Origin of the sequence: Arthrobacter tumbae (genome assembly GCF_016907495.1) — a bacterium.
Taxonomy (GTDB): Bacteria; Actinomycetota; Actinomycetes; order Actinomycetales; family Micrococcaceae; genus Arthrobacter_D; species Arthrobacter_D tumbae.
Window position 1 is genome coordinate 2155924 of the sequence record NZ_JAFBCC010000001.1, and the last position, 23252, is coordinate 2179175.

A 23252-nucleotide genomic window follows, 5' to 3' on the forward strand; every position below is an offset into this window, starting at 1 on the left:
TATGCAAAGGAGCATCCTTCCATGATTGACCAGCAGGCCCTTGAGTACCCCCACCAGGTAAATTTCATCAACAACGACTGGGTTCCCAGTTCCGGCCTACCCGTCGAGACCTTGAACCCTGCGGACAAAGACGACGTGGTCGGCATCGTTCCCGACTCCACCGCGGAGGACATTGAAGCCGCTATCAGTGCGGCGGAGCGCGCACTTCCGGGCTGGGCGGCCACTCCGGGGCCCGTCCGGGGAGACATCCTCCGGCGTTGGAGCGAGCTCATCGGCGAGAACACTGAGGATCTCGCACGGCTCATGACAAGGGAAATGGGCAAGCCGCTGGCTGAGTCTCGTGGTGAGCTGGGACGTGCGCGCATGGAGATCGACTATGCAGCCGGGGAGGGGGCAAGGATTCACGGCACCACCATCCCTAGCCGCGCCCCCGGCCTGCTCGTCTACACAGAACGGGAACCGATCGGCGTCATCGCCGCTATTACTCCGTGGAACTTCCCGGCGGTTGCCCCTGTACGCAAGATTGCTCCCGCCCTCGTTTTCGGCAACACGGTTGTTTTGAAGCCCGCCCTCGAGACCCCTCTCACGGCGCTTGCCCTCGCCGCGCTACTGCGGGACGCTGGCCTACCGGAGGGAGTGCTGAATGTTGTCAACGGGCGCGGCTCGAAGGTCGGATCGCAGCTGGCGGACGACCGGCGAATTGCTGGAGTATCCTTCACTGGAAGCACCGGTGTCGGGCGGACGGTCAATGAGGCAGTTGCCCGCCGGTTGGGCAGCGTGCAGCTTGAGCTCGGCGGCAAGAATGCTGCATACGTGCACAGCGCCGAAGACCTGCGGAGCGTAGCCGCCGAAATTACCAGTGCAGCGATACAGGCAACGGGGCAGCGCTGCACCTCCATCAGCCGTATCATCGTCCGACACGAAATTGCAGACGATCTAGTGGCACTCCTGACCGAAAGCTGGTCAAACATGCAGGTGGGCCCGGGGGACGTCGAAGGGACCGTCGTCGGACCGCTGGTCAATGAGGCACAGCTCAAGCGCGTCACCGGGTATGTAGATCAGGGCATTCTGGAAGGTGCCGTCCGCACTACCCCGGATCGGCAGGTTCCGGAGGGACTGTACTTCGCCCCCACCGTCCTGGACCACGTCACCAGGGACATGACCGTCGCTCGGGAGGAGATCTTCGGTCCCGTGCTGACCATCACTCGGGTTGGCGGAGTGGATGAAGCCATCGAGATCACCAACCACACCGAGTACGGGCTGGCGGCGGCCGTTTTCAGCGAGGACCTCGAAGTCGCCATGCGTTTCAGCAGGGAAACCCGCGCGGGGATGATTCACGTCAATCACGGAACGCTCAGCCAGCCTCATGTGCCGTTCGGAGGAGTCAAGGAGTCCGGTCTGGGTGCGTTCTCGATCGGCGCCACCAACGTTGACTTCTTCACTCAGACGAAGGTCGTGTACCTGAAGGCAAAGGCGGGCTCGCAGCCGGGCGATGTTGTCTCCGGGCGCCGCGGGTTGCCTGCTGATGGGGAAATCGACCCGGCGTAGAGGCGGGCGGTACACATAGTCGACCCATAAGGAGTAGATGGTCATGGCAAACGGGCACTTGTACGTCACTCGGGACCTTGGTCCGGAACCGATGCAGATTCTTCGTGAATCCGGACACGAGGTCGTGGTTCATCCCGACCGTGACCTGCCGCCCACCCGCGAGGAACTGCTTGAGCACGTCAATGGTGCCGTCGGCATCATCACACTGCTCACCGAGGCAATGGATGCGGAACTATTCGACCGAGCAGGGCCGCAGCTGAAGGTTGTGGCGGCAGTCTCCGTCGGCACGGACAACATTGATGTCCACGCTGCGGAGAGCCGCGGGATCACGGTGACCAACACCCCTGATGTCCTAACCGACGCAACAGCAGACCTGGCCATCGGGCTTCTATTGGCACTCAACCGTCGTATCGTCGAAGCCGACGCGTTTCTCAGGAGGAGTGAACCCTGGTCCTGGGGTCCACGACTGTTCCTGGGCAGGGATTTGGCAGGCGAAACCCTCGGGATCGTGGGGTATGGGCGGATCGGCGAAGCGCTCGCTACACGGGCACGCGCGTTCGGGATGCGGGTCATCGCTGCGGCCTCCGGTTCGGGTAGTCGTGGCGGTGTGGAACGCATGCCGCTGGATGAGCTCCTTGCAACAGCGGATGTGATCAGCCTCCATGCCCCACTCAACGGCGAGACGCGGCACCTGATCGGAGCACGGCAGATCGCATCAATGAAGCCGGGCGCGGTGATCATCAATACCGCGCGCGGCCCGTTGATCGATGAGGATGCACTGGTTGACGCGCTGAGGAACCGACGAATCCGCGGAGCCGGGCTCGATGTTTTCGAGCACGAGCCGGCCATCCACCCGGGTCTCCTTGAACTGGACAACGTGGTGCTGACTCCGCACATCGGCAGCGCGGGAGAACAGACCCGTACAAGAATGGCCCTCCTGGCCATAAAAAACGCCCTGGCCGTCCTGGATCACTCCGGTCCATTGACCCCGGTTAGTACCCTAGGAAGCACTGGTTCACGCCGGGATGCTGTTACTGTTCCAAGTGCCGGTGTCGGGAAACAAGGAGAGTCGTAAATGGTTAGCGACAACGGTTTTGTTCGATCAGTCGAGCGTGTCGCGGCACTCCTTGAGTTGCTGTCCCAGCGCAAGTCCCCGATGCGCATGATTGAGATCGCGCAGGCACTCGACCTGCCGAAAAGCACCACCCACGGCCTGCTCCAGACACTGCAGGCTAAGGAACTGGTGGTGAGGGACGCCAACCACCGGTACCGGCTTAGCTTGCGCTTGTTCTCGCTGGCTGCAACAGCGCTGGAACTGGTGGACCTTCCGGAGCTAGCCCGGCCGGCGATGGAAGAACTTTCCGCCAGTACCGGCGGAACCTGCAACCTGGCGGTCCTGGACGGACACGAGGTTCTCTATATAGAGAAGGTCGAGAACCGGGACAGTCTGGTGCGTCTGGTGACCCATGTGGGCACGCGCATTCCTGCGCATGTCACAGCACTGGGCAAGGTGCTGGTGGGCGCGCTGCCGGAGCCGGAGCGGGAGGAATGGTTGAAGAACCATGTTTTTGAACGCATGACACCGCACACACTGGCCGATCCTGACTCCTTCCGGAAAGACGTACTGGAACAGGCTTCCCGGGGATATGCCCTGGACAACCAGGGACTCCACCCCGCGATCACTGGATTTGCCGCTCCGATTCGTGATCACACAGGCAACGTAGTCGCCGCCATGAGCCTGACGTATCTCGCGTCCAGCATGAGTGCCGTCGAGAAACGATCATTAGGCAAACAGATTGTGGCCGCAGCAGAGACGGTTTCCACAGCGCTCTCCACGCGCTGACCACCAGAACAAAACCATACGTATTCCGGCACCTGCGCAGCCTAAGCAGCTTCTCGAACTAATTTCCTACATATGAACACGAAGGAGGATTCTAATGAATGCACGATTGCCCCTCGAAGGGATCACTGTTCTCGATCTGAGCCATCTTGCGGCGGGCCCGTGGTGCACCATGGTCCTCGCGGACCTGGGCGCGGACGTCATCAAGATTGAGCGCCCCGACACCGGCGACATGTCGCGCCAGGCGGGAAACATCTATGCAGGTGACCAGAGTGCCGTTTTCCTGTCCCTAAACCGTAACAAGCGCAGCATTGCCCTCGATCTGAAGCAGACGAAAGGGAAGGAAATTTTTTTCCGACTGGCGGAGACAGCCGACGTCGTCGTCGAAAACCTCCGTCCCGGCAAAGCAGCCCAGCTTGGGGTGGACCGTGCCAGTCTTGCTGAACGCAACCCCGGCCTCATCTATGCCTCTATCTCGGCGTTCGGCACTTCCGGACCCTACGTGGACCTCGCAGGAAATGACCCCATCGTCCAGGCGCTCTCCGGCGCCATGGCGATCACCGGTGAGGAAAATGGTCCGCCGTCCCGGCAGGGGGTCAGTGTTCCGGACTTCGGCGCAGGGATGATGGCCGGTTACGCCATCCTCGCAGCCCTCGTCGGCCGCCAGCGTGACGGACAGGGAGCCGAAATCAACCTCAATCTACTCGATGTTTCCGTCTTTGCGCTCGGTCCCCGGGCGCAGGAATACCTCATCGACGGTGAAGACCAGCCTCGGCTGGGAAGCGCGCACCCCCAGTTCTCGCCCTACCAGGCATTCCCCTGCAGCGACGGCAGGTACGTCTACATCGCCGTCATCAACGACAAATTCTGGCGCCTGCTGTGTTCTGCCCTGGAGCAACCGGACCTCGCGGATGATCCCCGGTACGCACGGAACGTCGGACGGGTTGAGCACCGGAAGGAACTTGCGGGCCGGCTTAGTTCGCTGATGAGTCGACGCCCCAGTCAAGAGTGGCTCGAAACCCTGCAGAATGCGGGCGTTCCATGCGCACCAGTGAACAGCCTGTCAGAAGCGATGTCCGATCCCCAGGTGCTCCATAACGGGCTGTTGGCCACGATGCACCATCCAACACTCGGCGAGATGCGTACAGTCGGCCTGCCAATGACGTTCGACGGTGAGAGACCGGCCATCCGCAACGCTCCGCCCCTCCTCGGAGAGCACACCCGGGAGATCCTCGATGCGGCCGGTGTATCCGATGCCGACGCCCGTCGACTGGTCGACAGCGGCGCGGCCGCCATGGGCCTCGAACCGGCTCTCGCCTCAACCCACCGTCCCACCAGCCGTCATGAAGGAGCCTCATGAGCATCACCCAGACCTCACCCGCGCAACCCGACACCATGCAGGACCTTGCACAACAGGCGCTCGAGGACGTGCGCCGCGGCGTCGAGCCGGTCCTGGAGATCATTGAGGGCTCCCCTGCCGGCGCCGTTCCGGGTTTCAAGTACACCACCGGCGGCTATCAAATCTGCGATGTTTACCTTCCACATGACTGGTCCACCTTCCAGTGGGTGGGGTTCCTGACCGGCCGCCTGTGGCTGGTGGCAGACCATTTCGACGATGACCGCATCCGCGCTGCCGCACATAAGCTCGCCCGCGTCGTCGCAGACAGCCTGTCGAAGGAGCCGCCCCGCTTCTCCGCCGCCGGCAGCGACCTCTTCTATGCATCCTGCCTCGGAGCACGACTCACCGGAGACACAGCGCTGACAAACGCGGCGCTGGAAGCCACCCGGCAGTACAGCAAGAACTTCGACGAGCGGCTCGGCGTCTTCTTCCAGGTCCTCGGGGTCAACCGTGCGGTCATCGATACGGGGCTTAACCTGCTGCCGTTCTACTGGTCGGCCGCATCCGACCCTGAACTTGCCGATATTGCACGGCGACACAACACCAACTTGCTGAACTATGGCATCGTCCGTGGTGACGGATCGGCTTATCAGGCTATTGAGTTCGATCTGGAGACAGGTCAGCCCGCGCGTCGCTACTCGATGCAGGGCTATAGCGACTCCACAACGTGGAGTCGGGGCCAGTCATGGGCGATGCACAACTACGTCAACGTGTACGAAGCGACCGGAGACCGACGGTTCCTGGAGGTGGCGCGAAACGTATGCCGATGGTACGTGGACCACCTGCCGGAGGACAGCGTTCCGTTCTACGATTTCGCGGATCCGCAGGCCCCCGCGGTTCCCCGGGACTCCTGCAGCGCCACCATCGCCGCGAACGCGCTGCTGCGACTGGCGCGGCTCGACCAAGAATCCGCCGGCTGGGCCTCCACAGCAGCCGATGCGATCGCCCGAGAACTGTTCACGAACTATCTGAGCCCCGGCGGCGTGCTGCTGCACAGCAGCTGGGGACGGCTGCCGGCGGAGAAGGCAGGAGCAGGTTTCTCGCGCTTCCCGCTGGAGGATGTGATGCCCTACGGAAACTACTGGGTCGTTGAGGCGGCGTACCGCTATCTCCACTCCGACTGGTCCCCGCTGGAGCTTGCACAGTCCGCACCGCTGCACATCAATTCAGTCTCACGTGCCTCCGACCGGACAGCAGCGTCATGAGTGCTCCGCTGGCAGGCATACGTGTACTGGACCTGACGCATTTCGTCGCCGGACCCTGGTGCACCATGCTGCTGGCGGATCTCGGCGCGGCAGTCATCAAGCTTGAGCCCCCCGACGGTGAGATCGGCCGTGACATGGGAAGCGTCTATACCACGGGTGAATCGGCCATCTTCCTGGGGTTCAACCGCGGCAAGCGCAGCATAGCCATGGATTTGAAGCATCCCGAGGGCCTTACTGCTGCCTTGAAGCTGGCCGGTCAGGCCGACATCGTCGTACAGAACTTCAGGCCCGGCACGGCGGAGCGTCTGGGAATCGGCGCGGCGGCGCTGCGCGAAGCGCATCCTGAACTGATTTATTGCACAGTGTCGGCCTTCGGCAGCGACGGTCCTTACGCTTCCCGCCCCGCCAACGACCCGGTGATACAGGCGCTCAGCGGGTCAATGGCAGCGACGGGTCGGGTCGAGGGCCGGCCGGTGCGGATGGGGGTGAGCCTCCCTGATGTGGCTGCAGGAGTATTGGCTGTGACCGGCATACTGGCTGCCCTCCACCGGAGGAAACAGAGCGGGGTCGGTTCCACGATCGAGCTCAATCTTCTGGACACACAGCTGTATGCCCAGACGGACCTGATTACCACGGACCTGATCACCCCCGTCGCGGAGGCCGAAAACGGCACTGCGCCTATTTGCCCCCGGTCTGACGATGACGACACTGCGTCTGTACGAGGGGCATATGTTTGCGCGGACGGGCTCTCGCTGTGGCTTGAAGCCGAGCCCTCCGGGCTGATTATCGGGGCAGGTTCAGCAGAGAGCCGGTCAGCGCAAGGAACGGTGCACCGACGTGAAGAGGTGGCCGCGCTCCTGCGTACGCATTCGCGTGATCACTGGCTAGCAACCCTCGGCAAGATCGGGAAGGACATCGCGCCTGTTCTAGGACTTGCGGACGTCCTTCCCGGAGCACCGCCTCGAACCCTCGAAGTGGACCATCCCTCTATTGGGCGCCTGCGGCAGATCCGCACCCCGGTGACTGCGGATCCTTCCTGGCCGCCTGCTGATCTTCCGCCGCCCCGCCTCGGCGAACACACCCAGGACGTTTTACGGGAACTGGGGCTTCCTGACACCGACATCAATGACCTGGCAGCTCGCGGAATAATCCGCACGGCCACTCCATGCAAGACCAGTTACAGCACCACCACCAACGGAACACATGCCAAGGAGCAATCATGAGCACCATCACCGAAACCATGCAGAAGGAACAGTACGCGCTCACAGACGAGCAGCTCGCGCTCCAGGAAGAGATTCGCGTCCTTGCGGACGGGCCAGTTGCCGCTGGGGCAGCCCACCGTGACAAGACCGGTGAATACCCTCAGGACATGTTCGACCTGCTGGTTGAGAAGAACTACCTGGCGCTGCCTTTCGCCCCCGAGCACGGTGGCAGGAATTCGGGGATCCTAAGCTGCGTGCTCGCCATCGAAGGGCTCACCCGCGCCTGCTACAACACGTCCTACCTGCTCATGATGACCTGGCAGCCGTTCTTCGCGATCAGTGCAGCCGGCAATGAGGAACAGCGGCGGAAGTACCTGCCCGGACTGGCCAACGGGACCTTGCGGTTTTCCACCGCAAACACCGAACCGGAAGTCGGATCGGACATGGCGAACCTGCAAACCCGAGCCGAGCGGGTGGACGGGGGATATCTCCTCAATGGCAAGAAGGTCTGGGCTGGCAACGCGCCCGTGTCGGACTATTTCGTGACGTTCGCCCGTACCGGCGAGCCGGGTCACCGCGGGCTAAGCTCCTTTGTGGTTCCCACCACCGCCGAGGGTGTGGTCCGCGGGGCGAAAATGAACAAGATCGGCGGCCGTGCCATCCCGTCCTGCGAGGTCGAGTTCAATAACGTCTTTGTCCCTGCCGAGGACCGGCTAGGTGCGGAGGGGGACGGTTTCAAAACTGCCGCCAGCACCTTCACGAAGCTGCGTCCGCTGGTTGGTGCACGAGCACTCGGACTCGCGCAGGGTTCCCTCGATCACGCGGTCTCCTATGCCAAAGACCGGAAGGCCTTCGGACAGCGGATCGCCGATTTCCAGGGGCTGCAGTGGATGCTGGCCGACATGAAGATCGGCTTGGAAGCCTCAAGGCACCTGGTGTACAAATCGGCAGCAGTGCTCGACGGCGGCATGTCGCCTCGGGACGCAGCGCCGCTGATCGGCGTGGCGAAAACCTTCGCCACGGACACCGCGATGCAAATCACGCTCGACGGCATCCAGATCTTCGGCGCGAAGGGGTACAGCACCGATTACCCGATGGAGCGATTCATGCGGGAAGCCAAGGGCCTTCAGATCATCGAAGGGACCAACCAGATTCAGCGGAATATCATCGCGAAGGACCTGCTCTCCTGACCACAGCATCGCTTGCTCCGGCGGTGCCTGCCCAGCCCCGCCCGGTACGGCTTCGGAAGTCGCTGTACCGGGCCCACGGGGTCATGCCCAAATCTTGCCCCGGGAACCGCTGGATCGGCTCGGAGCGTACAGAAATACCCTTGTATTCAACCGAATGTCGGTCTAGCATTATGAATACGGTCCCTAAATACGAACCCGGTTCCTCGAAGAGGAGGATTGCGAGTTCAGGTAACCGGTGAAGATCCACCACAACCGATCCACTTCAACGGCGAAGGAGGAACCATGGCGTACAACACCACGCACGCGTCGCAACTCGTAAATATGCAGCTTCAGCGGGACGTTGCGCTGGTCACCATCGAAGACCCGCCCCTCAACCTGCTGTCGCGGGTCACAAAAGAAAAGCTGCGCGAAACATTCATCGCACTCAAGGAGCGGAGTGACATCCGGGCCGTTGTCTTACGCGGAGCCGGTACGCGGGCTTTCTCGGCCGGCGCGGACATCCGCGAGTTCCCCCAACGCATCGCCGATGGGAATGCCGAGCAAATTGCCCAAGAAGGGCACCAGCTAGTGTCGGCAATAGCCAACTGCGGCAAGCCAACGATTGCACTCGTGGAAGGCGTCGCTTACGGCGCCGGGCTAGAGGTGACCCTGGCCACAGACCTGCGGTTCGCCACTGAAAGGGCATCGTTCGCCTTGCCGGAAGTCACCAGGGGCGTCTTTCCAGGCAACGGTGGCACCCAACTGCTACCCCGAATCATCGGCCCGGCACGTGCCCTTGAACTTATGCTCACCGGAAAACCCATCGATGCGGTCGAAGCCCACCGCATCGGGCTGGTCAACCGGCTCATCGCATCCGGTGACCCGCTTGCCGAAGCATTGAGCTTCGCCGAGCACCTCGCCTCACTACCCACAACGGCTATTTCCCGAATTCGCCGGCTGATCAATGCCGCTGTTGAGCAGCCTCTCGCTGAGGGACTGAAGCTTGAAGCAGCGCTTTTCGGAGAAGTGTTCCGCACCGACGCGGTCAAGGAAGGCATCAAAGCTTTCCAGGAAAAACGACCGCCGAACTTCAGAGGAACCGAATCAAGGTCCCTCTCCTAGAACATGCACCACACGTCCGCACTACCGAAGAAGGAACCATCTCATGACACCATCAACATCACGTACCAATCGATCCGCTCGTCTGAGCGTCGCTGCCGTTGGCGGCGTCGTCGCCCTCTCAGCGTCCTTGGCCGCCTGTGGAGCGAATGCGGGAGGCGATGCCGCTGGAGGGGGCGGAGAGGGAGACAATTTCCCCTCAGAGCAAATTGAAATGATTGTCCCATGGGCCGCCGGCGGCGGCACAGACCTCACCACCCGCCAGCTGGCGGCTCAGGCGGAGGACACCTGTGGAACCCGCATCATCATTTCCAACCGGACTGGCGCAGCCGGCGCCACCGGGCACCAGGCAATCGCCGACGCCGAGCCAGACGGTTACACCATCGGTACGGCGACGGTCGAGGTCTCCATCCTCAACCACCTCGGGAACGCCGAGGTCACCCCTGAAGACCTGCGGGGAATCGTGAGATTCCAGGCCACGCCGTCCGTGCTGGCCGTTTCGTCCGATTCAGAGTACGAGACGTTCGATGACTTGGTGGAAGGTGCGAAGAGTGGTGACCAGATCCGGGTCGCAACCAACGGGCAAGGTGGTATCTGGGACCTCGCCGCCCGCGGACTGGCCGAGGCTGCCGGTTTTGAGTTCGCCGAACTCGTTCCATTCAATGGTGCTGCCGAAATGATCCCTGCTGTCCTGGGCGGCCAGGTGGAAGCTCTGACTCCTTCAGGCGCGGAAATGCGTTCACAGATCGAGGCAGGCGAGCTCCGCGGCCTGGTCACCATGTCAGACGAGCGCTTCGACGTTCTGCCCGACATTCCCACCACCGAAGAGGTGGGCGTCGATTGGAAGGCCGCAAACTGGTTCGGTGTGGTTGCGCCCGAAGGAACTCCGGAGGACCGAGTTCAGAAACTGTCCGAGTGCTTCGCTGAGGCCGCGAACACCGAAGAGTTCCAGGAATTCATGAAGGCACAAGGTTACGGCTCCGAGGTCGTCGAGGGAGAGGAATTCGAGTCGTTCATGGATGAGGAATTCGCACGGTACAAGGATATGGTTGCCAATCTCTACTAGCCTGCCGGTGCCCGGCAATGGCGTCGGGCACCGAACCCTTCCTGAAAGAAAGTACTCATGACAACAACGCTTCATTCGGACCGAACGGGCAACATCGTCGGCGCCGTACTGTTACTGGTCCTCGGAGTGCTCGTGTTCACACAGACAGCAGCTCTGGGCGAATCCGGCGCTTCCAGCGACCCGGGAGCCGCGGGTTACCCGCGGTTAATAGCCGGTTCACTGATTGTGCTGGCGGTGCTCCTCGCCCTTCAGCGCGGTTCCGGTGACCCACTTCCCGCTCGGAGAGATGGCTTGCGCGTAGCTAGCGTAGTCATTTTGCTGATCATCTACGCCGTCGCACTCGATGTCATTGGTTACATTGCGGCAACGGCGTTGTTCCTGTTCGGCGCACTGTTCCTGATGGGGATTAGGAAGTGGCTGCCGCTGATCCTGCTTCCCGTGATCACCAGTGTGTCGCTTTTCTACATCTTCTACTCCATCTTTGGTGTATCGCTCCCGCGTGAGTTCCTGGAAAGGCTCATCTCGTGACTGACTTCCTGAACGGACTGGAATCGGTCCTGACCTGGCAGCCGCTGCTCTTCATGTTTATCGGCATTCTCGGCGGCATAGTCGTTGGGGCAATCCCGGGCCTCACAGCTACTATGACCATTGCGATTCTGCTACCGTTCACATTCGTCACCGAGCCCTTGCCCGGCGTGTGCCTGCTGTTGGGAATCTATTCCGGGGCCGTCTATGCGGGTTCCATCCCAGCGATACTGCTGCGCATCCCGGGAACACCGTCGTCTGCAGCCACGCTGCTGGATGGCCACCCCATGACCCTTCAGGGTAAGGGCGGCCTGGCGCTGACTATATCGCTGGTAGCTTCCTCAATCGGAGGCATCATCGGCGGCGCGCTGCTGCTGGCGTTCGCTCCGACTCTTGCGGGGTTTGCGTTGAAGTTTGGCCCGGCCGAATTTTTCATGCTGGCTGTATTCGCTCTCGCCCTCATCGCCTCGATGTCCGAAGGCGCAATGGTGAAGGGACTCATCAGCGGACTGGTCGGTCTGCTGATCGCCACGGTGGGAACCGACCCCATCAACGGCATCACCCGCCTGACGTTCGGAGTGGATGCGCTCCAGTCCGGACTCGGTTTCATCCCGGTCCTCATTGGGTTGTTCGGGGTCGCTGAAGCGCTCGTTCGATTCGAACAACACATTCATCATCGGAACGCCAACACCATCGCGCCTGGTTCCTTCCGTCTGAAGTGGTCCGGTCTTCGCAAACTCATGCCGGGCATCACGTACAGTTCTTTGATCGGTTTCGGTGTGGGTGTCCTACCTGGAACCGGTGGAGATATTGGGTCCTTCATCGGCCACAACGAAGTGAAGCGCCTTTCGAGGAATACGGAGAACTTCGGCAAGGGGGACCCACGTGGCCTGGCAGCTGCCGAGTCAGCGAACAATGCGTCAGTTCCGGGCACACTTGCTCCCACACTCATTCTGGGCATCCCCGGCAACTCGGCCGCGGCCGTCCTGATCGGCGCGTTGACCGTGCATGGTCTTCAACCCGGACCCGGCCTGTTTGCTGGGTCACCGGACCTGGTTTACGGCATCTTCATCGCGTTGCTGGTCATTCCCGCCATGATGCTGGTAGTCGGGCTCGCCGGCATCCGTTCCTGGGGCCAGATCACCCGCATTCCTACGGAATACCTCTGGCCATCCATCCTTGCCCTGAGTGTCGTCGGCGCCTACGCGCTGCAGTCAAGCGCCGTGGACGTGATGGTCACCATCGCGGCCGGCGTGCTCGGATACTTCATGCTGAAGGGCGGCTTCCCGCCTGCGCCGCTGGTGATTGGCCTCATTGTGGGGCCGCTCGCGGAGACCGGTTTCCGCCGCGCGACGATCATCAGTAGCGGCTCTTATGAGTGGATCTTCCAGCCGATTCCCCTGGTTATGCTGATCCTGAGCGTGTTGACCGTCGGCTGGTCGCTGTACCGCTCCTGGGCAATGCGGAAGAAGCCCGCGAATGCGAACAGCGAAAACCGCGAAGCAGAGGACGCTCGGAAGTGACGTCAGGCTCCTCCGGACCCGGCGCCAGTTCCGGGACGACGCCGGGAACCGACGGTGGCCACCCCGACGTCGTTGTCGGGGTGGCAGGTTTGGGTAACCTCGGTCTACCGGTCGCCAGGCGGCTTGCCTGCGCCGGATTCGAAGTCCTCGGTTTCGATGTCAATCCCGGTGCACGAGCGTCCGCCGAAGGGTTACCCCTTGCCGCTTCGGTGAGGGAACTGGCGGAGAAGGCCGACGTCGTATTCATCCTGGTCAGTGATGGGGGTCAGTGCAGGAGCGTACTGTCCGGCCCGGATGGCATCGCGTCGGCCTCTCGCCCGCCGGCCGCCGTCGTCATCATGGCCACGGTGGGCCCTGACGCGCTGACTGAACTTGCTGCTGAACTGCGGGGCAGGGAGACGGACATCATCGACGCCCCAGTAAGCGGTGGCAGCGAAGCGGCCACTGATGGCTCCCTTTCACTTATGGTCGGTGGGTCTCCGGAGGTGATTCAGCGATGGCGTGCCCCACTTGCAGCGCTCGGCACGGTTCATGTCATGGGACCCCTCGGCGCGGGCCAAAGCGCCAAAGTGGCCAATCAAATGGTTTTTTTCGGCACCCAGGCGGTGCTGCAGGAAGCGCTCGCGCTTGCAAATGCTAGCGGCGTCAACCAAGACGCGCTGCTGGCCGCCCTCAGCGGCGGAACGGCTGACTGCTGGAGCGTCCGACATCCCGGTTTCCTCGAAGCAACAGCCCGCGCCTATGATGCATCCGGCGTGGACCCGTCCCACCGATCCTGGCACAAGGATCTCCGGACGGCAGTTCAGGCTACGGCGGCACGGGACCTCAATGCTCCTGTGACCGACGTGGTCAACCGGGTGTTCGGCGACAGGATCGACAAGGCCGCCCGCCGTCCTTCCTCTCCTGAGTGCGCTAGGTCTCAGCAACACTGACCCGCACACTGCATGCACATGTTGTTTATCCGGTTGGATTTCGCGCTTGAGAGACAGAGCACAACGGAGCCTGGAACGGCCAATCACTTGAGCCTCCCGCACCACTCACCTTCGAAGGTTGAACATGAATACAGCGCAAGAACCAGAAAACTCCTGCGAAGCTGTGAGCCCATTCAGGATCCTGCTGGCTCCGGACAAGTTCAAGGGTTCACTCAGCGCGCTCGAAGTCGCCGGCTGGCTGGAATCGGGCCTGATCTCGGATGGGGGCAAACGCACCATCTACTGCCGTTCTCTGCCGTTGGCAGATGGCGGGGACGGTAGCGTCCAGGCTGTTTTGGAAGCCGGTTTCCGCCCGTTCACAGTCAAGGTTCCCGGTCCGACGGGCATCCCTGCAGCCACTATCGTGGCCCTCGATGGTTTCACCGCAGTAGTGGAAGCAGCGACAACAGTGGGCCTGCAGATGCTCCCAGGTGGCAGGCTCGCTCCTCTGGCTAGCAGCAGCAACGGTTTCGGTGAAGCGGTCCGGGCTGCACACGGGCGGGGCCCAAGGCGAATCGTCCTGGCGCTTGGCGGCAGCGCCACCACCGACGGTGGTGCCGGTATGCTCAGCGGGCTCGGCGCGCAATTCTTCAATGGCTCGGGAGAGGTGTTCGTGCCCTGCGGAGGAAACCTGAAGGACATCACCAGAATCGACCTTGTCGGGCTTTGTGACCTCTCCGGGGTGGATCTCATTGCAGCAAACGACGTCCAGAACCCATTGCTCGGCCCAACGGGGACGGCGGCAGTGTACGGGCCACAAAAGGGAGCTGCTCCCTCAGATGTGGTGATACTGGAGGAGGGATTGGCCAATCTGGTCAACCGCTTGGATGAAGCTGGCCTTCCGGGTACGTCTTGTGCGCTTTCTCCGGGCGCGGGCAGTGCAGGAGGGCTGGGATACGCCGCACTGCTGCTCGGAGCGCGGATGGTGTCCGGTGCCGATTTCTTCATGGATCTGCTTGGTTTCGAGCAAGCCTTGAAAGACTGTGACCTGGTTATCACTGGTGAGGGGAAAATGGATGATCAAACCCTCTCGGGGAAGCTACCGCTTGTGGTGGCACGGCGCTCCATGCCTGTGCCGGTCATCGCAGTTGTCGGGCACAATGCACTTGAGAAGGACCGGATGCCCGAATACAACATTCAACAGATCTACTCACTGAGCAACATGACTGACCAGGACAGTGCCATTGACTCGGCGCTCTCAGCACGGCTCTTAACAGCCGTTGGACGGCAGATCTCCCAGACGCTCGAGCGCGCTCGAGGTGTTCGAAGGTAATGGCACAAGGAGGGCGGTCACAACAAGATTCTTCCTTATTTCCGCAGTCCATCCCGCTAGCCCCGTCGCCGCCCTGGGGCACACGCCGTAGGGAAACCGGATCGCCTGTCGTGCCGACGACTCCAAGCACTCGCTCTTTACACCATCGCTCCCATCTCGCTTCCGCAAATAGGGCCTGTGATGCAGGGTGGATCACGTCGGGGTGCTAAACAGACACCAGATGCGATCCCCTCGCTTGCGGCTGTGGCAGGTGTTGGCGAGGCTGCTGGCGGCGGCCCCGGAATCGCCGTCTGCCAACTCCATGCGGCGGCGGGCATCTTCACTTGAGGAATGACAGCAAGAAGTTCTCCCGAGTCCTTCGACGCCTGAGTCAGCGTTTTCGGGCTGATTTCCGCCTGAGCTTCCGCCGCGAGCGCGACAGTTATGCCCGACCTAATAACCGCCAGAAAGAAGGATTTCCCCTCATGAGCACCAATCCCATCTCTGGTCAGGTGATGTTTACCAACCCCGCTACCGCCCACCTCGGTTCCGCGTATCGCGTCACCGAGGAGGAGTGGGTAGTACTGGACGATTATGGGATGGGGGTAGGAACGATTTGGACCCCCTATCTGTGGCAACCGGGAGTTTATCGATGTGATCCGCTCCCCGGCGCTCCGGCTGTAGCCGGACACCAGAGTCGCCACTTCGGGCAGGTGCTGGATCACGCCCTGCGGCAGTTCAGAGGGTCGCATGAGAATTCGAACAATGAGGATCGTCCCCAAGCCTTACCACCCCGATGTAACAGTCCTCGTCGAGGGCTTGCGGGCCGAGTGCTTGCAAATCTACGGATCTCGCGATGACAGTCCGATTGGAGCTGCTCAGTTTTCGTCGCCCTGCGGCGACTTCGCAGTTGGCTACGACGGAGATTTTCCCATAGCCATTGACGGTTGGAGGCTCCGCGACGACGGACGTGCCGAGCTGAAGCGGATGTACATCGTTGATGCTCATGAAGGAAATGGGCACCCTCGATCGATTCTTCAGTGGTCTGGGAGCCTCGGCCGTTGACGCTGTTGGATGGTTACTGCTGCGTAGGCCTCTGGCGAGTTACGGTCGGCTTGCACGAGACGGGCTCGGGTTCTGATGCGTGTCTTTCGTATGGATTCATCGGCGGTTACGCGCACGATCACGAGGGGGCTCCCACCCACTGCTTCCTTGTACCGGGACGACTCGAATTCCTCTCCCTCGTCGAAAAGATCTCAAGAGCTGCTCCAAGCGGACACAGCCACACGACTGGTGACCTTGGCCGGGCTCTCCACGACCTGAGTTGGCTCTACACAGAGTCAGTCGTACGGTTTCATCAGCGTTACCACCTGCCTGAAAAACTCGTGCTCCTTGAGCCACATGAAGCCCGAGTCTCTCGCTAACTCGCCGCAGCAATAAGTTCCAGTGGTTCTGCAATGGAGCTGCTGCTCCCTGACTGACTATGCCGCGAACTCTGCACCACAAATCAAACAAAATGCGCGTTCTGTGGACGCTTCAGGAACCTTAAGTGGTTCATTCGGGTGGCAGGGTGGCTCGACGATGACCATGTCGTCGGGCTCGACGAGTGGTTCGGGCGTCTCAATATCCAGGCTGAATGATGCGTTTGGCTTGAATTTCATGCCTTTGATGCCCTTGAAGGCGTCCGCTACGGCGTCCTGCATTGCCTGATCAATCGCTCCGCCAGCACTCCCAAAACCATATTCGAGTTGTGCCGGGGTCCACCACTCACCTAGACCCGCTGCGACACCACACAGAGGACAGAAGTATTGGGAGACCGGTTCGGCTTCATCATCGCCTTCGGCGCGGCTAAACCACTTGAACTCCTGTTCGCAGGTCGGGCACTCGCGGCGCAAGAAGCCGTCACTGTCGAGTGGCAGGCTCACTGGAACTTGAATCTCATCATCCATCGTCATTATCCGTTCAGATCGAGGAACACGTCTTGGCTTACCTGATCGCCGCTCTCGGTACGCGCCGTGATTGTGACGTCGAAGGCATCTCCTCCTTGCGCGCCACCAAATGTCATGCGCCCTTCATTGAGGACGTCCACGGTGACTGAGCGACCGCCACCTGGGATCTTCGCGATCGCAGTGGCATTGGTTGATCGAAGATCGAGGGCTACGTCCTCAGGTATCGACAGGGCAACGTCGTAGGCGGTTTCTGTTCCTCTGTTGATCACTTGGAGCTTGTCGATGCGATTGCCGCCCTTGTTGAAGTACTTGAGATCGAACTCGATCGCCTTCCTCGTTGGTGCGCCGCCAGATAGTCGACGCCCGAGTGGGAGACCGTCGCCCGGTGGAGGAGGTGCTGTGAAGTCACCAGACGTGTGCCAGTCCGTGCCATTGAGGTTGACGGCGCATCCTGCCGTTCGGAGCCGGGTCGCCAATGCCTGGCGACTCGCCGGGTTGTTGGACAGTCGGATTGCATGGCGTCCAGCAACATCACTGAACGGTCGCACCTCACCCACTTCCACGAGCACCGTTCGCTTGGCGTCACGGCCTAACGCCATGCCAGCTTCGAACAGCACGTTGGGACGAGCTTGTGGCGCGGGCCGCGTTTCATGATCATTCTCGCCATGGCCGTAGCGGGGCTGTAGATACGCCACCTCATCGGGTGTCATCAGGACGACTACAGCAGTTGCATGCTCGAAGGCGGCATCGAGCACCTGCCCGATGTAGGGAGAGCCCTCGCCTGTGAGTTCAACAGCGCTTGTCCACTCCATTGGTGACAAGTTGATACTCCGTAGGAAATCGAATATCGATCTACGGAGCGCCTCATTGCGACCATGCACGACGAACACGGAGCGATTATTACTCGGACTGTTCAAGTGGGTCTCCTCCTAGAGAATCAGGCTCATCTTCGGTGGACAAGCTTCACCCGCCACGATAGATGGTGCTCCTGACAAACGCTGGGCATCTGGTCGTCGGTGCTGCATAAGCCGAACCCTCTGCGCGCGATGGGCGCGCCGCCGGCTAGCTAACTGGCCGAAAGCCGGTCCTTCTGGCTGTGAGGTTGACCGTCGCCTACTTTGGGAAGTACCGCCAAGTGCCCTCTGTGAAGATGTCCACAGCGTCGTCGGTCACGCTGATGGCCGTCTGATCATCGATGGCGTAGGACGGGTGGCCTATACCGGCCGCCCATCTTTCTGCTGCCGCAAGCGAATTGCCGGGTCCCCCATCCGGCGCGAGGTGCGGACAGATTGAAAAGTGAACTACTCCCAATGCGCTGTCGTCACCCGTTGCCGGCTTCCAGCCGACGAACTCTCGACCGATCTGCGGAGTCATCACCATGCTGCCAGCGCTCATCCCAACCCACACAGTTTTCGTCAGGGACAGGAACATGTCGGCCAGACCCGAGTGCTGCAGCCAGTGGTTGAGGTATAGCGCGTCACCGCCAGCCGCCAGTAACACGTCGGTCTCAAGAACGAGTGGCTTCCACCGCTCTTCATCGATGCTCGGCAGCGCAGTCAATTCCAGCACGCCGACCGATCTCCATCCCAAGTTGACCATGGGATTCTCGGATCTCCCGCTGATAAATTCCCAGGCCTTGACGCCGGGGCCGACCCACGGGTGACCATATTGGGCGGTGGGAATGCACAGTGCGCTGGACTCGCTGATGGGCTTGCCGAGAAGTTGTTCGAGCGCAGTGAGGATCGTTGGATTGGTGACGCCCGCCGAAGTGAGAAGAAGCTTCACGGCGCCATCTTAGTGGCTGCGGCTGCCGCTGCCACTCGAACGGCCATCAGATGCACGTAAACCCGGCACGATGAAAAGCCCCGTGAAGGCCCGATAAGTGCAACACTGAAATGGTGAAGATCGGCTACGCGCGAGTCTCTACACACGAACAAGACCTAACCATTCAAAGGGAAGGCCTGGCCGCTCTCGGAGTAGAGGCGGACAACACTTACGTCGACCACGGGCTGACCGGCACCAACCGCGCTCGCCCCGGACTCCTTCAGGCAATGGCGGCCGTGAGAACAGGTGACACCCTCGTCGTCACCAAACTTGACCGGCTTGCGCGGTCGCTGCCGGACGCGCGGGACATCGCCGATGAACTCACCCGAAAAGGTGTGTCGCTAAGCCTGGGTAACAGCGTCTACGATCCGACTGACCCGGTGGGCCGTCTCATGTTCAACGTGCTCGGCATGGTCGCCGAGTTCGAGTCAGACCTGATTCGAGCCCGCACGCGCGAAGGCATGGCCGTTGCGAAAGCCAAAGGCCGGCTGCGGGGCAAGCCACCCAAACTGTCTCTCACTCGCCGCCGTCACCTATACGAGCTGGTCGACGAAGACAAGTACACACAGATGGAATTGGCCGAGATATTCTCAGTCTCCCGGACGACTATCTATCGTGAGATCAAAAGACGCGCTGCGACGACGAGATCCTGAACCCGCTACCGCGTAAGCCTGCTGCGGAACAGCAGATACACAAAGTATGGCGCACCGAGCAATGCGGTCAGCAGACCCGCCGGAAGCTGCGCCGGAGCGATCATCGTCCGGCCGATCATGTCGCCCACACACACCAGCAACGCGCCCAGCAGCATCGCCGTCGGGATCGCGAGCTTATGCCTCGAACCCACCAGCGCACGGGCGGCATGCGGCGCCACCAGCCCCACGAACCCAATGACACCGATCCCGGCCACCGAAGACCCCGTCAGCACCACTGCACAGACCAACAGGATCAGCCGCGACCGCGGAACCGCAATCCCGAGCAGCTTGGGAGTGTCCTCATCGAGGGCCAGCAGGTCCTGAGCCCGGTGCAGCGACCCAATGATCGGTACAGTCAACAACAAAGCAACCGCCATCGGAATCAGATGGTCCATCGATCGGCCGTAGGTGGACCCGGACAGCCAGGTCAGCGCCTTCGCCTCGTTCCACGGGTCCGTAAGCACAATGAGCAGAGTGATCGCGGCCATGGCAGCAGCCGAAACCCCGATCCCCACCAGCACAAACCGGTCAGTCTGGAGCCCGCCACGGAAAGCCAGACCGAAGACGACGGCGGCAGCCACCGCCGCTCCCACACCGGCCGCCCCAGCGATCAGCCAGAACCCGGCCAGCGGGACGAAGGTGATGACAGCGATCGCGCCAATCCCGGCACCCCCGGACACTCCGATGATCGACGGCTCCGCCAACGGGTTCCGGCTCACCGCCTGGATCGCCGTCCCGGCCAGCGCCAGCGATGCACCGGCGAGCAGCGCCGCCCCAACACGCGGGAAGCGCGCGTCCATCACACTCGACACCACCGGTCCGGCCTGACCCGAAATCCAATTGGCAACGTCCCCCAGCAGCAGCTTCGCGTCACCGAGGAGGAGCCCGGCAACGGTGCCCGCAACGAGCAGAAGGGCAAGCAACACCACGACGACGGCGCCCGCACCCGGGCGCGTTCCCCCCAGGGACACTGAGCGCGCCTCCCGCGTGGGCCCCGAGGTCCGCATCCGATGCGCAAGGATCACAAGGAAGACCGCACCGAACATGGTGGTCACCACACCCGTCGGTACTTCCACAGCGCTCTGCGCCCCGACCAGCGCGCGCAGCAGGACGTCCGCGCCGAGGACGAGGAAGATGCCCATAAGGGCTGACGCGAGGATGAGTGCAACGTGCCGGTGAAGTCCCGGAATCTTCGCGGCGGCGAGCCGGACAATGGCGGGCGCGGCGAGGCCGACAAAACCGATCGGGCCCGAAATGGTGACCGCCGCGGCCGCGAGCAGGACGGCGAGCACAATCGCCAGCACCTGCGTCCCACGGACGTTGATCCCCAGCACCCGCGCCTGGTCATCCCCGAGGGTGAGCAGATCCAGTGAGCGCGATTTCAGGAGCAGGATGACCAGCACCACGCCGATCAGCGGGGCGAGGACCACGAACTTGTCCATCCCGCTCTGCCCGAGGGAACCTGCGCCCCACGCGAACAGTCCGCGCGTCTCCTGGGCGAAGAGGATGAGGAGGGTCTGGGTCAGGGCGGCAAACGCCAGCGCGATGGCTGATCCCGCGAGGACCAGCCGCACGCTGCCGGACTGGCCGGAGCCCGCCAGTGCCAGCACCAGGGCTGCCGCGCCAATCCCGCCGAGGAAAGCCACGCCGACGGCGCCGAGCAGCGGAACCTGCAAGCCAACCGCCGCGACAGCCACGATGGCCAGGTGCGCACCGGCATTGACGGCAAGTGTGTCGGGTGAGGCCAGTGCGTTGCGGGAGACGGACTGCATGATTACACCCGCCACCCCGAGTGCTACACCGACCAGAACTCCGGCTACGAGCCGCGGCACCCGGCTGGCGCCGACGATGGCGGCCGTCTCGGCGTCGTCGTTCCCTAGCAAGAGGCCCAGAATGTCCGCCGCATTGACCGTAGAGGTGCCCTGAGTGATGTGCACCAGCGCGAGGAGCGCGGTGGCCGTGCCGATGAGCAGGCCAAACACCGCAAGCCGGAACCCTGGCCTCGCGTCAGCAACCCGTTCAGCTGAGGAGGCGGCGCGGGTCAGAGTTTCCGGCGGCATAGTGCGTTTTACTTCTCGGTTACAGCGGAGACGGCCGCGTCGATAACCTGCTCCATCGACGTCGGTCCACCGAACATCCAGATCGAGTCGGGGAAGCGCTGCACGTTGCCGGCTTCCACGAACGGCAGGGACTTCCAGATAGCGTTGTCCGCGAGCTCGTCCTGGTAGGGGTCGCCGAAGGTGTCATTGGCGATGTACCAGAAGCGGGTGTCCTCGGGGAGCGCGGTGAGGCCCTCGACATCGGTCTGTGCGAGGCCGTACACCGGATCACCTTCCTGCTCCCACGCGTTCTCGAAACCGATCTCGGCGAGCACATCGGACACCAGTGACCCGGTGGCAAACGGGCGGATGGAGACGCTGCCCGCGTCAACGTACGCGTCCGAGAAGGCAACCGGAGCGCCTGCTGCACCGGCTTCCCCGACGGCCGCGTTTCCCTCTGCAACCTTGGCCTCAAAGTTCGCCTTGAGCTCTGCTGCCTGATCCCCGGTTCCGGTGGCCTTCGCGATGAGGTCCAGGTTCTCGAACATCTGGCCGATATTGTCGGCAGCGTCTCCGCCCGGAACCACGATCACCGGAATGGTCTTCTCAATCTGCTCGATGGCGCCTTCAACCAGCTGGTCGGTGACCAGTACCAGATCGGGTTCAAGGGCAACGAGGGAGTCGATGCTCGGTTCTCCGCGGAGGCCGATGTCCGTCACGGTGTCATCCAGCGGAGCGGAGCTCACCCACGTGTTGTAGCCCTCGATGTCCGAGACGCCCACCGGCATGACGCCGAGGGATACGAGGTTTTCAACGACGTTCCACTCGGTGCCGGCGACACGCTGGGCGGGTCCGTCGAGGACAACTTCCTTGCCTCGGGCGTCGGTGATGGTGATGGACTCACCCGATGCTGCAGCAGATTCTTCCGTGCTGCCCGCTGCGTCTTCGGTGGTGCCGCAGGCGGAGAGCGCGAGCATGGCAACTGCCGCGAGGGCAGCGAGGATCTTCGGTTGTTTCATGGGGGTCATTTCTCTGCGGGCGCGATAGGCGCGTTCGATGGGTTGAACGGGAAATTAGGAAGCTTGCAGGACAGTGGCCGAATGATTGCCGACGGCGTTATGGCGCCCCACGGCGCGGGTATGGACAGTGCCGCCGGAGATGGTGACATCCACCCGCACGCCGTAGGCGGCCGAGAGGTTCTCCGCCGTGAGCACCTCAAGCGGAGTTCCCTGGGCGAGCACGGCGCCGCTCTCGAGAAGCACCACGTGGTCAGCGATCGCCGCCGCCTGGTCCAGATCATGGAGCACGACGCCGACAGTCACCCCGTGATGGCTCGCCAGGTCCCGGACGACGTCGAGAATTTCCACCTGGTAGCGGAGGTCGAGGTACGTGGTGGGCTCATCGAGGAGCAGCACCCCGGTGTCCTGGGCAAGACAACTGGCGAGCCAGACGCGCTGCAATTGCCCGCCGGACAGGGCGGCCACCGGCCGGTCGGCGAGCTCCGCGGTACGGCTGAGCTCCATCGCATGGGCGACGAAGGCGGCGCCCCGCGCATCCGTGCCGGACCAGCGGGCACGGTGCGGGTGACGGCCGAAGTCCACCACTTCGCGCACAGTGATGCCCGCAGGTACGGGCCGGCTCTGGGCCAGGAGGGTGATCTTCCGGGCGAATTCCTTCGGTGACAGCGCAAACACGTCGGCGCCGTCGGAAGTGGTGACGCTGCCAGCGTCTGCGGTGTGCAGGCGGGCAATGGTGCGCAGCAGGGTCGATTTCCCGCTGCCATTCGGCCCGATCAACGCCGTGACCGCCCCTGGCTTGAGCGCAAACGAGACGTCCTGCACCGCGGGCTGGCGGCCATAGGAGATGCTGACGCCATCGATATCGAGGCCGCCGGGCGCGGTGCGGAACACAGGTTCAGTAAGGGTCACC

General features: G+C 62.2%; 20 protein-coding genes. 14 read left to right on the top strand and 6 right to left on the bottom strand.

From position 1 onward, the window contains the following. Positions 1-21 precede the first annotated feature (21 nt). The 13 genes from JOD47_RS10420 (at position 22) to JOD47_RS10480 (ending at position 14840) form a co-directional block, all read left to right on the top strand. Positions 22-1548 carry an aldehyde dehydrogenase family protein gene (locus JOD47_RS10420; RefSeq protein ID WP_204534097.1) on the top strand — a complete coding sequence of 509 codons (1527 nt, stop codon included), beginning with the start codon at positions 22-24 and terminating at the stop codon, positions 1546-1548. A gap of 43 nt (positions 1549-1591) precedes the next feature. Further along, positions 1592-2623 (top strand): 2-hydroxyacid dehydrogenase, encoded by a 1032-nt coding sequence (locus JOD47_RS10425; protein ID WP_204534098.1) that lies wholly within the window; start codon positions 1592-1594, stop codon positions 2621-2623. Further along, positions 2624-3391 carry an IclR family transcriptional regulator gene (locus JOD47_RS10430; RefSeq protein ID WP_204534099.1) on the top strand — a complete coding sequence of 256 codons (768 nt, stop codon included), beginning with the start codon at positions 2624-2626 and terminating at the stop codon, positions 3389-3391. 94 nt (positions 3392-3485) lie between these two features. Further along, a complete protein-coding gene (locus JOD47_RS10435) occupies positions 3486-4748 on the top strand; it encodes a CaiB/BaiF CoA transferase family protein (RefSeq protein ID WP_204534101.1) in 1263 nt (420 codons plus the stop codon). Then, the gene (locus tag JOD47_RS10440) at positions 4745-5992 is read left to right on the top strand and encodes a YyaL domain-containing protein (protein ID WP_204534103.1); all 1248 of its coding nucleotides are present in this window, start codon (positions 4745-4747) and stop codon (positions 5990-5992) included. Before JOD47_RS10435 ends, JOD47_RS10440 begins: the two co-directional genes overlap by 4 nt. Then, complete coding sequence (locus JOD47_RS10445; RefSeq protein WP_204534105.1) at positions 5989-7215, top strand: CaiB/BaiF CoA transferase family protein; 1227 nt, start codon at positions 5989-5991, stop codon at positions 7213-7215. Before JOD47_RS10440 ends, JOD47_RS10445 begins: the two co-directional genes overlap by 4 nt. Next, positions 7212-8384, top strand: coding sequence for an acyl-CoA dehydrogenase family protein (locus JOD47_RS10450; protein ID WP_204534107.1), 1173 nt, complete (start codon positions 7212-7214; stop codon positions 8382-8384). The genes JOD47_RS10445 and JOD47_RS10450 overlap by 4 nt, the downstream gene beginning before the upstream one ends. A gap of 282 nt (positions 8385-8666) precedes the next feature. Continuing rightward, the gene (locus JOD47_RS10455) at positions 8667-9485 is read left to right on the top strand and encodes an enoyl-CoA hydratase/isomerase family protein (RefSeq protein ID WP_204534109.1); all 819 of its coding nucleotides are present in this window, start codon (positions 8667-8669) and stop codon (positions 9483-9485) included. A gap of 43 nt (positions 9486-9528) precedes the next feature. Continuing rightward, positions 9529-10548, top strand: a complete 1020-nt coding sequence (locus tag JOD47_RS10460; RefSeq protein ID WP_204534111.1) for a tripartite tricarboxylate transporter substrate binding protein — start codon at positions 9529-9531, stop codon at positions 10546-10548. A 57-nt stretch (positions 10549-10605) separates the two neighbouring features. Then, a complete protein-coding gene (locus JOD47_RS10465) occupies positions 10606-11076 on the top strand; it encodes a tripartite tricarboxylate transporter TctB family protein (RefSeq protein ID WP_204534113.1) in 471 nt (156 codons plus the stop codon). Then, the gene (locus tag JOD47_RS10470) at positions 11073-12596 is read left to right on the top strand and encodes a tripartite tricarboxylate transporter permease (protein WP_204534114.1); all 1524 of its coding nucleotides are present in this window, start codon (positions 11073-11075) and stop codon (positions 12594-12596) included. Before JOD47_RS10465 ends, JOD47_RS10470 begins: the two co-directional genes overlap by 4 nt. After that, entirely contained in the window at positions 12593-13528 is a 936-nt protein-coding gene (locus JOD47_RS10475) for an NAD(P)-dependent oxidoreductase (RefSeq protein WP_204534115.1), read from the top strand. Before JOD47_RS10470 ends, JOD47_RS10475 begins: the two co-directional genes overlap by 4 nt. 163 nt (positions 13529-13691) lie before the next feature. Next, the gene (locus tag JOD47_RS10480; RefSeq protein WP_307836258.1) at positions 13692-14840 is read left to right on the top strand and encodes a glycerate kinase; all 1149 of its coding nucleotides are present in this window, start codon (positions 13692-13694) and stop codon (positions 14838-14840) included. A gap of 1460 nt (positions 14841-16300) precedes the next feature. Here the strand turns inward: JOD47_RS10480 and JOD47_RS10485 are convergent. The 3 genes from JOD47_RS10485 to JOD47_RS10495 all read right to left on the bottom strand — a co-directional run bounded on the left by JOD47_RS10485 (position 16301) and on the right by JOD47_RS10495 (position 18553). Further along, on the bottom strand, positions 16301-16768 hold the full coding sequence (locus tag JOD47_RS10485; RefSeq protein WP_204534117.1) for a hypothetical protein: 468 nt from the start codon (positions 16766-16768) through the stop codon (positions 16301-16303). Between the two features lie 5 nt (positions 16769-16773). Beyond that, positions 16774-17658, bottom strand: a complete 885-nt coding sequence (locus JOD47_RS10490) for a TIR domain-containing protein (RefSeq protein WP_204534118.1) — start codon at positions 17656-17658, stop codon at positions 16774-16776. A gap of 223 nt (positions 17659-17881) precedes the next feature. Next, positions 17882-18553 (bottom strand): Type 1 glutamine amidotransferase-like domain-containing protein, encoded by a 672-nt coding sequence (locus tag JOD47_RS10495; protein WP_204534119.1) that lies wholly within the window; start codon positions 18551-18553, stop codon positions 17882-17884. Positions 18554-18666: 113 nt separating this feature from the next. Between JOD47_RS10495 and JOD47_RS10500 the strand changes: the two genes are divergently transcribed. Continuing rightward, positions 18667-19245 carry a recombinase family protein gene (locus JOD47_RS10500; RefSeq protein WP_307836259.1) on the top strand — a complete coding sequence of 193 codons (579 nt, stop codon included), beginning with the start codon at positions 18667-18669 and terminating at the stop codon, positions 19243-19245. 5 nt (positions 19246-19250) lie between these two features. On the opposite strand, the gene JOD47_RS10505 is transcribed toward JOD47_RS10500, so the two are convergent. From JOD47_RS10505 to JOD47_RS10515, 3 genes are read right to left on the bottom strand one after another with little or no spacing between them, the layout of a single operon-like run. Then, a complete protein-coding gene (locus JOD47_RS10505; protein WP_204534121.1) occupies positions 19251-21344 on the bottom strand; it encodes an iron ABC transporter permease in 2094 nt (697 codons plus the stop codon). Positions 21345-21352: 8 nt separating this feature from the next. Further along, positions 21353-22351 (bottom strand): ABC transporter substrate-binding protein, encoded by a 999-nt coding sequence (locus tag JOD47_RS10510; protein ID WP_443623162.1) that lies wholly within the window; start codon positions 22349-22351, stop codon positions 21353-21355. Between the two features lie 45 nt (positions 22352-22396). Next, complete coding sequence (locus JOD47_RS10515; RefSeq protein ID WP_204534123.1) at positions 22397-23251, bottom strand: ABC transporter ATP-binding protein; 855 nt, start codon at positions 23249-23251, stop codon at positions 22397-22399. Position 23252: the final 1 nt, after the last annotated feature.

Excerpts from the sequence above, each read along its gene's own strand:
- JOD47_RS10440 (WP_204534103.1), top strand. The coding sequence starts at position 4,745 with ATGAGCATCACCCAGACCTCACCCGCGCAACCCGACACCATGCAGGAC.
- JOD47_RS10425 (WP_204534098.1), top strand. The coding sequence starts at position 1,592 with ATGGCAAACGGGCACTTGTACGTCACTCGGGACCTTGGTCCGGAACCG.
- JOD47_RS10485 (WP_204534117.1), bottom strand. The coding sequence starts at position 16,768 with ATGGATGATGAGATTCAAGTTCCAGTGAGCCTGCCACTCGACAGTGAC.
- JOD47_RS10455 (WP_204534109.1), top strand. The coding sequence starts at position 8,667 with ATGGCGTACAACACCACGCACGCGTCGCAACTCGTAAATATGCAGCTT.
- JOD47_RS10420 (WP_204534097.1), top strand. The coding sequence starts at position 22 with ATGATTGACCAGCAGGCCCTTGAGTACCCCCACCAGGTAAATTTCATC.
- JOD47_RS10450 (WP_204534107.1), top strand. The coding sequence starts at position 7,212 with ATGAGCACCATCACCGAAACCATGCAGAAGGAACAGTACGCGCTCACA.
- JOD47_RS10505 (WP_204534121.1), bottom strand. The coding sequence starts at position 21,344 with ATGCCGCCGGAAACTCTGACCCGCGCCGCCTCCTCAGCTGAACGGGTT.
- JOD47_RS10430 (WP_204534099.1), top strand. The coding sequence starts at position 2,624 with ATGGTTAGCGACAACGGTTTTGTTCGATCAGTCGAGCGTGTCGCGGCA.
- JOD47_RS10435 (WP_204534101.1), top strand. The coding sequence starts at position 3,486 with ATGAATGCACGATTGCCCCTCGAAGGGATCACTGTTCTCGATCTGAGC.
- JOD47_RS10445 (WP_204534105.1), top strand. The coding sequence starts at position 5,989 with ATGAGTGCTCCGCTGGCAGGCATACGTGTACTGGACCTGACGCATTTC.
- JOD47_RS10460 (WP_204534111.1), top strand. The coding sequence starts at position 9,529 with ATGACACCATCAACATCACGTACCAATCGATCCGCTCGTCTGAGCGTC.
- JOD47_RS10465 (WP_204534113.1), top strand. The coding sequence starts at position 10,606 with ATGACAACAACGCTTCATTCGGACCGAACGGGCAACATCGTCGGCGCC.
- JOD47_RS10510 (WP_443623162.1), bottom strand. The coding sequence starts at position 22,351 with ATGACCCCCATGAAACAACCGAAGATCCTCGCTGCCCTCGCGGCAGTT.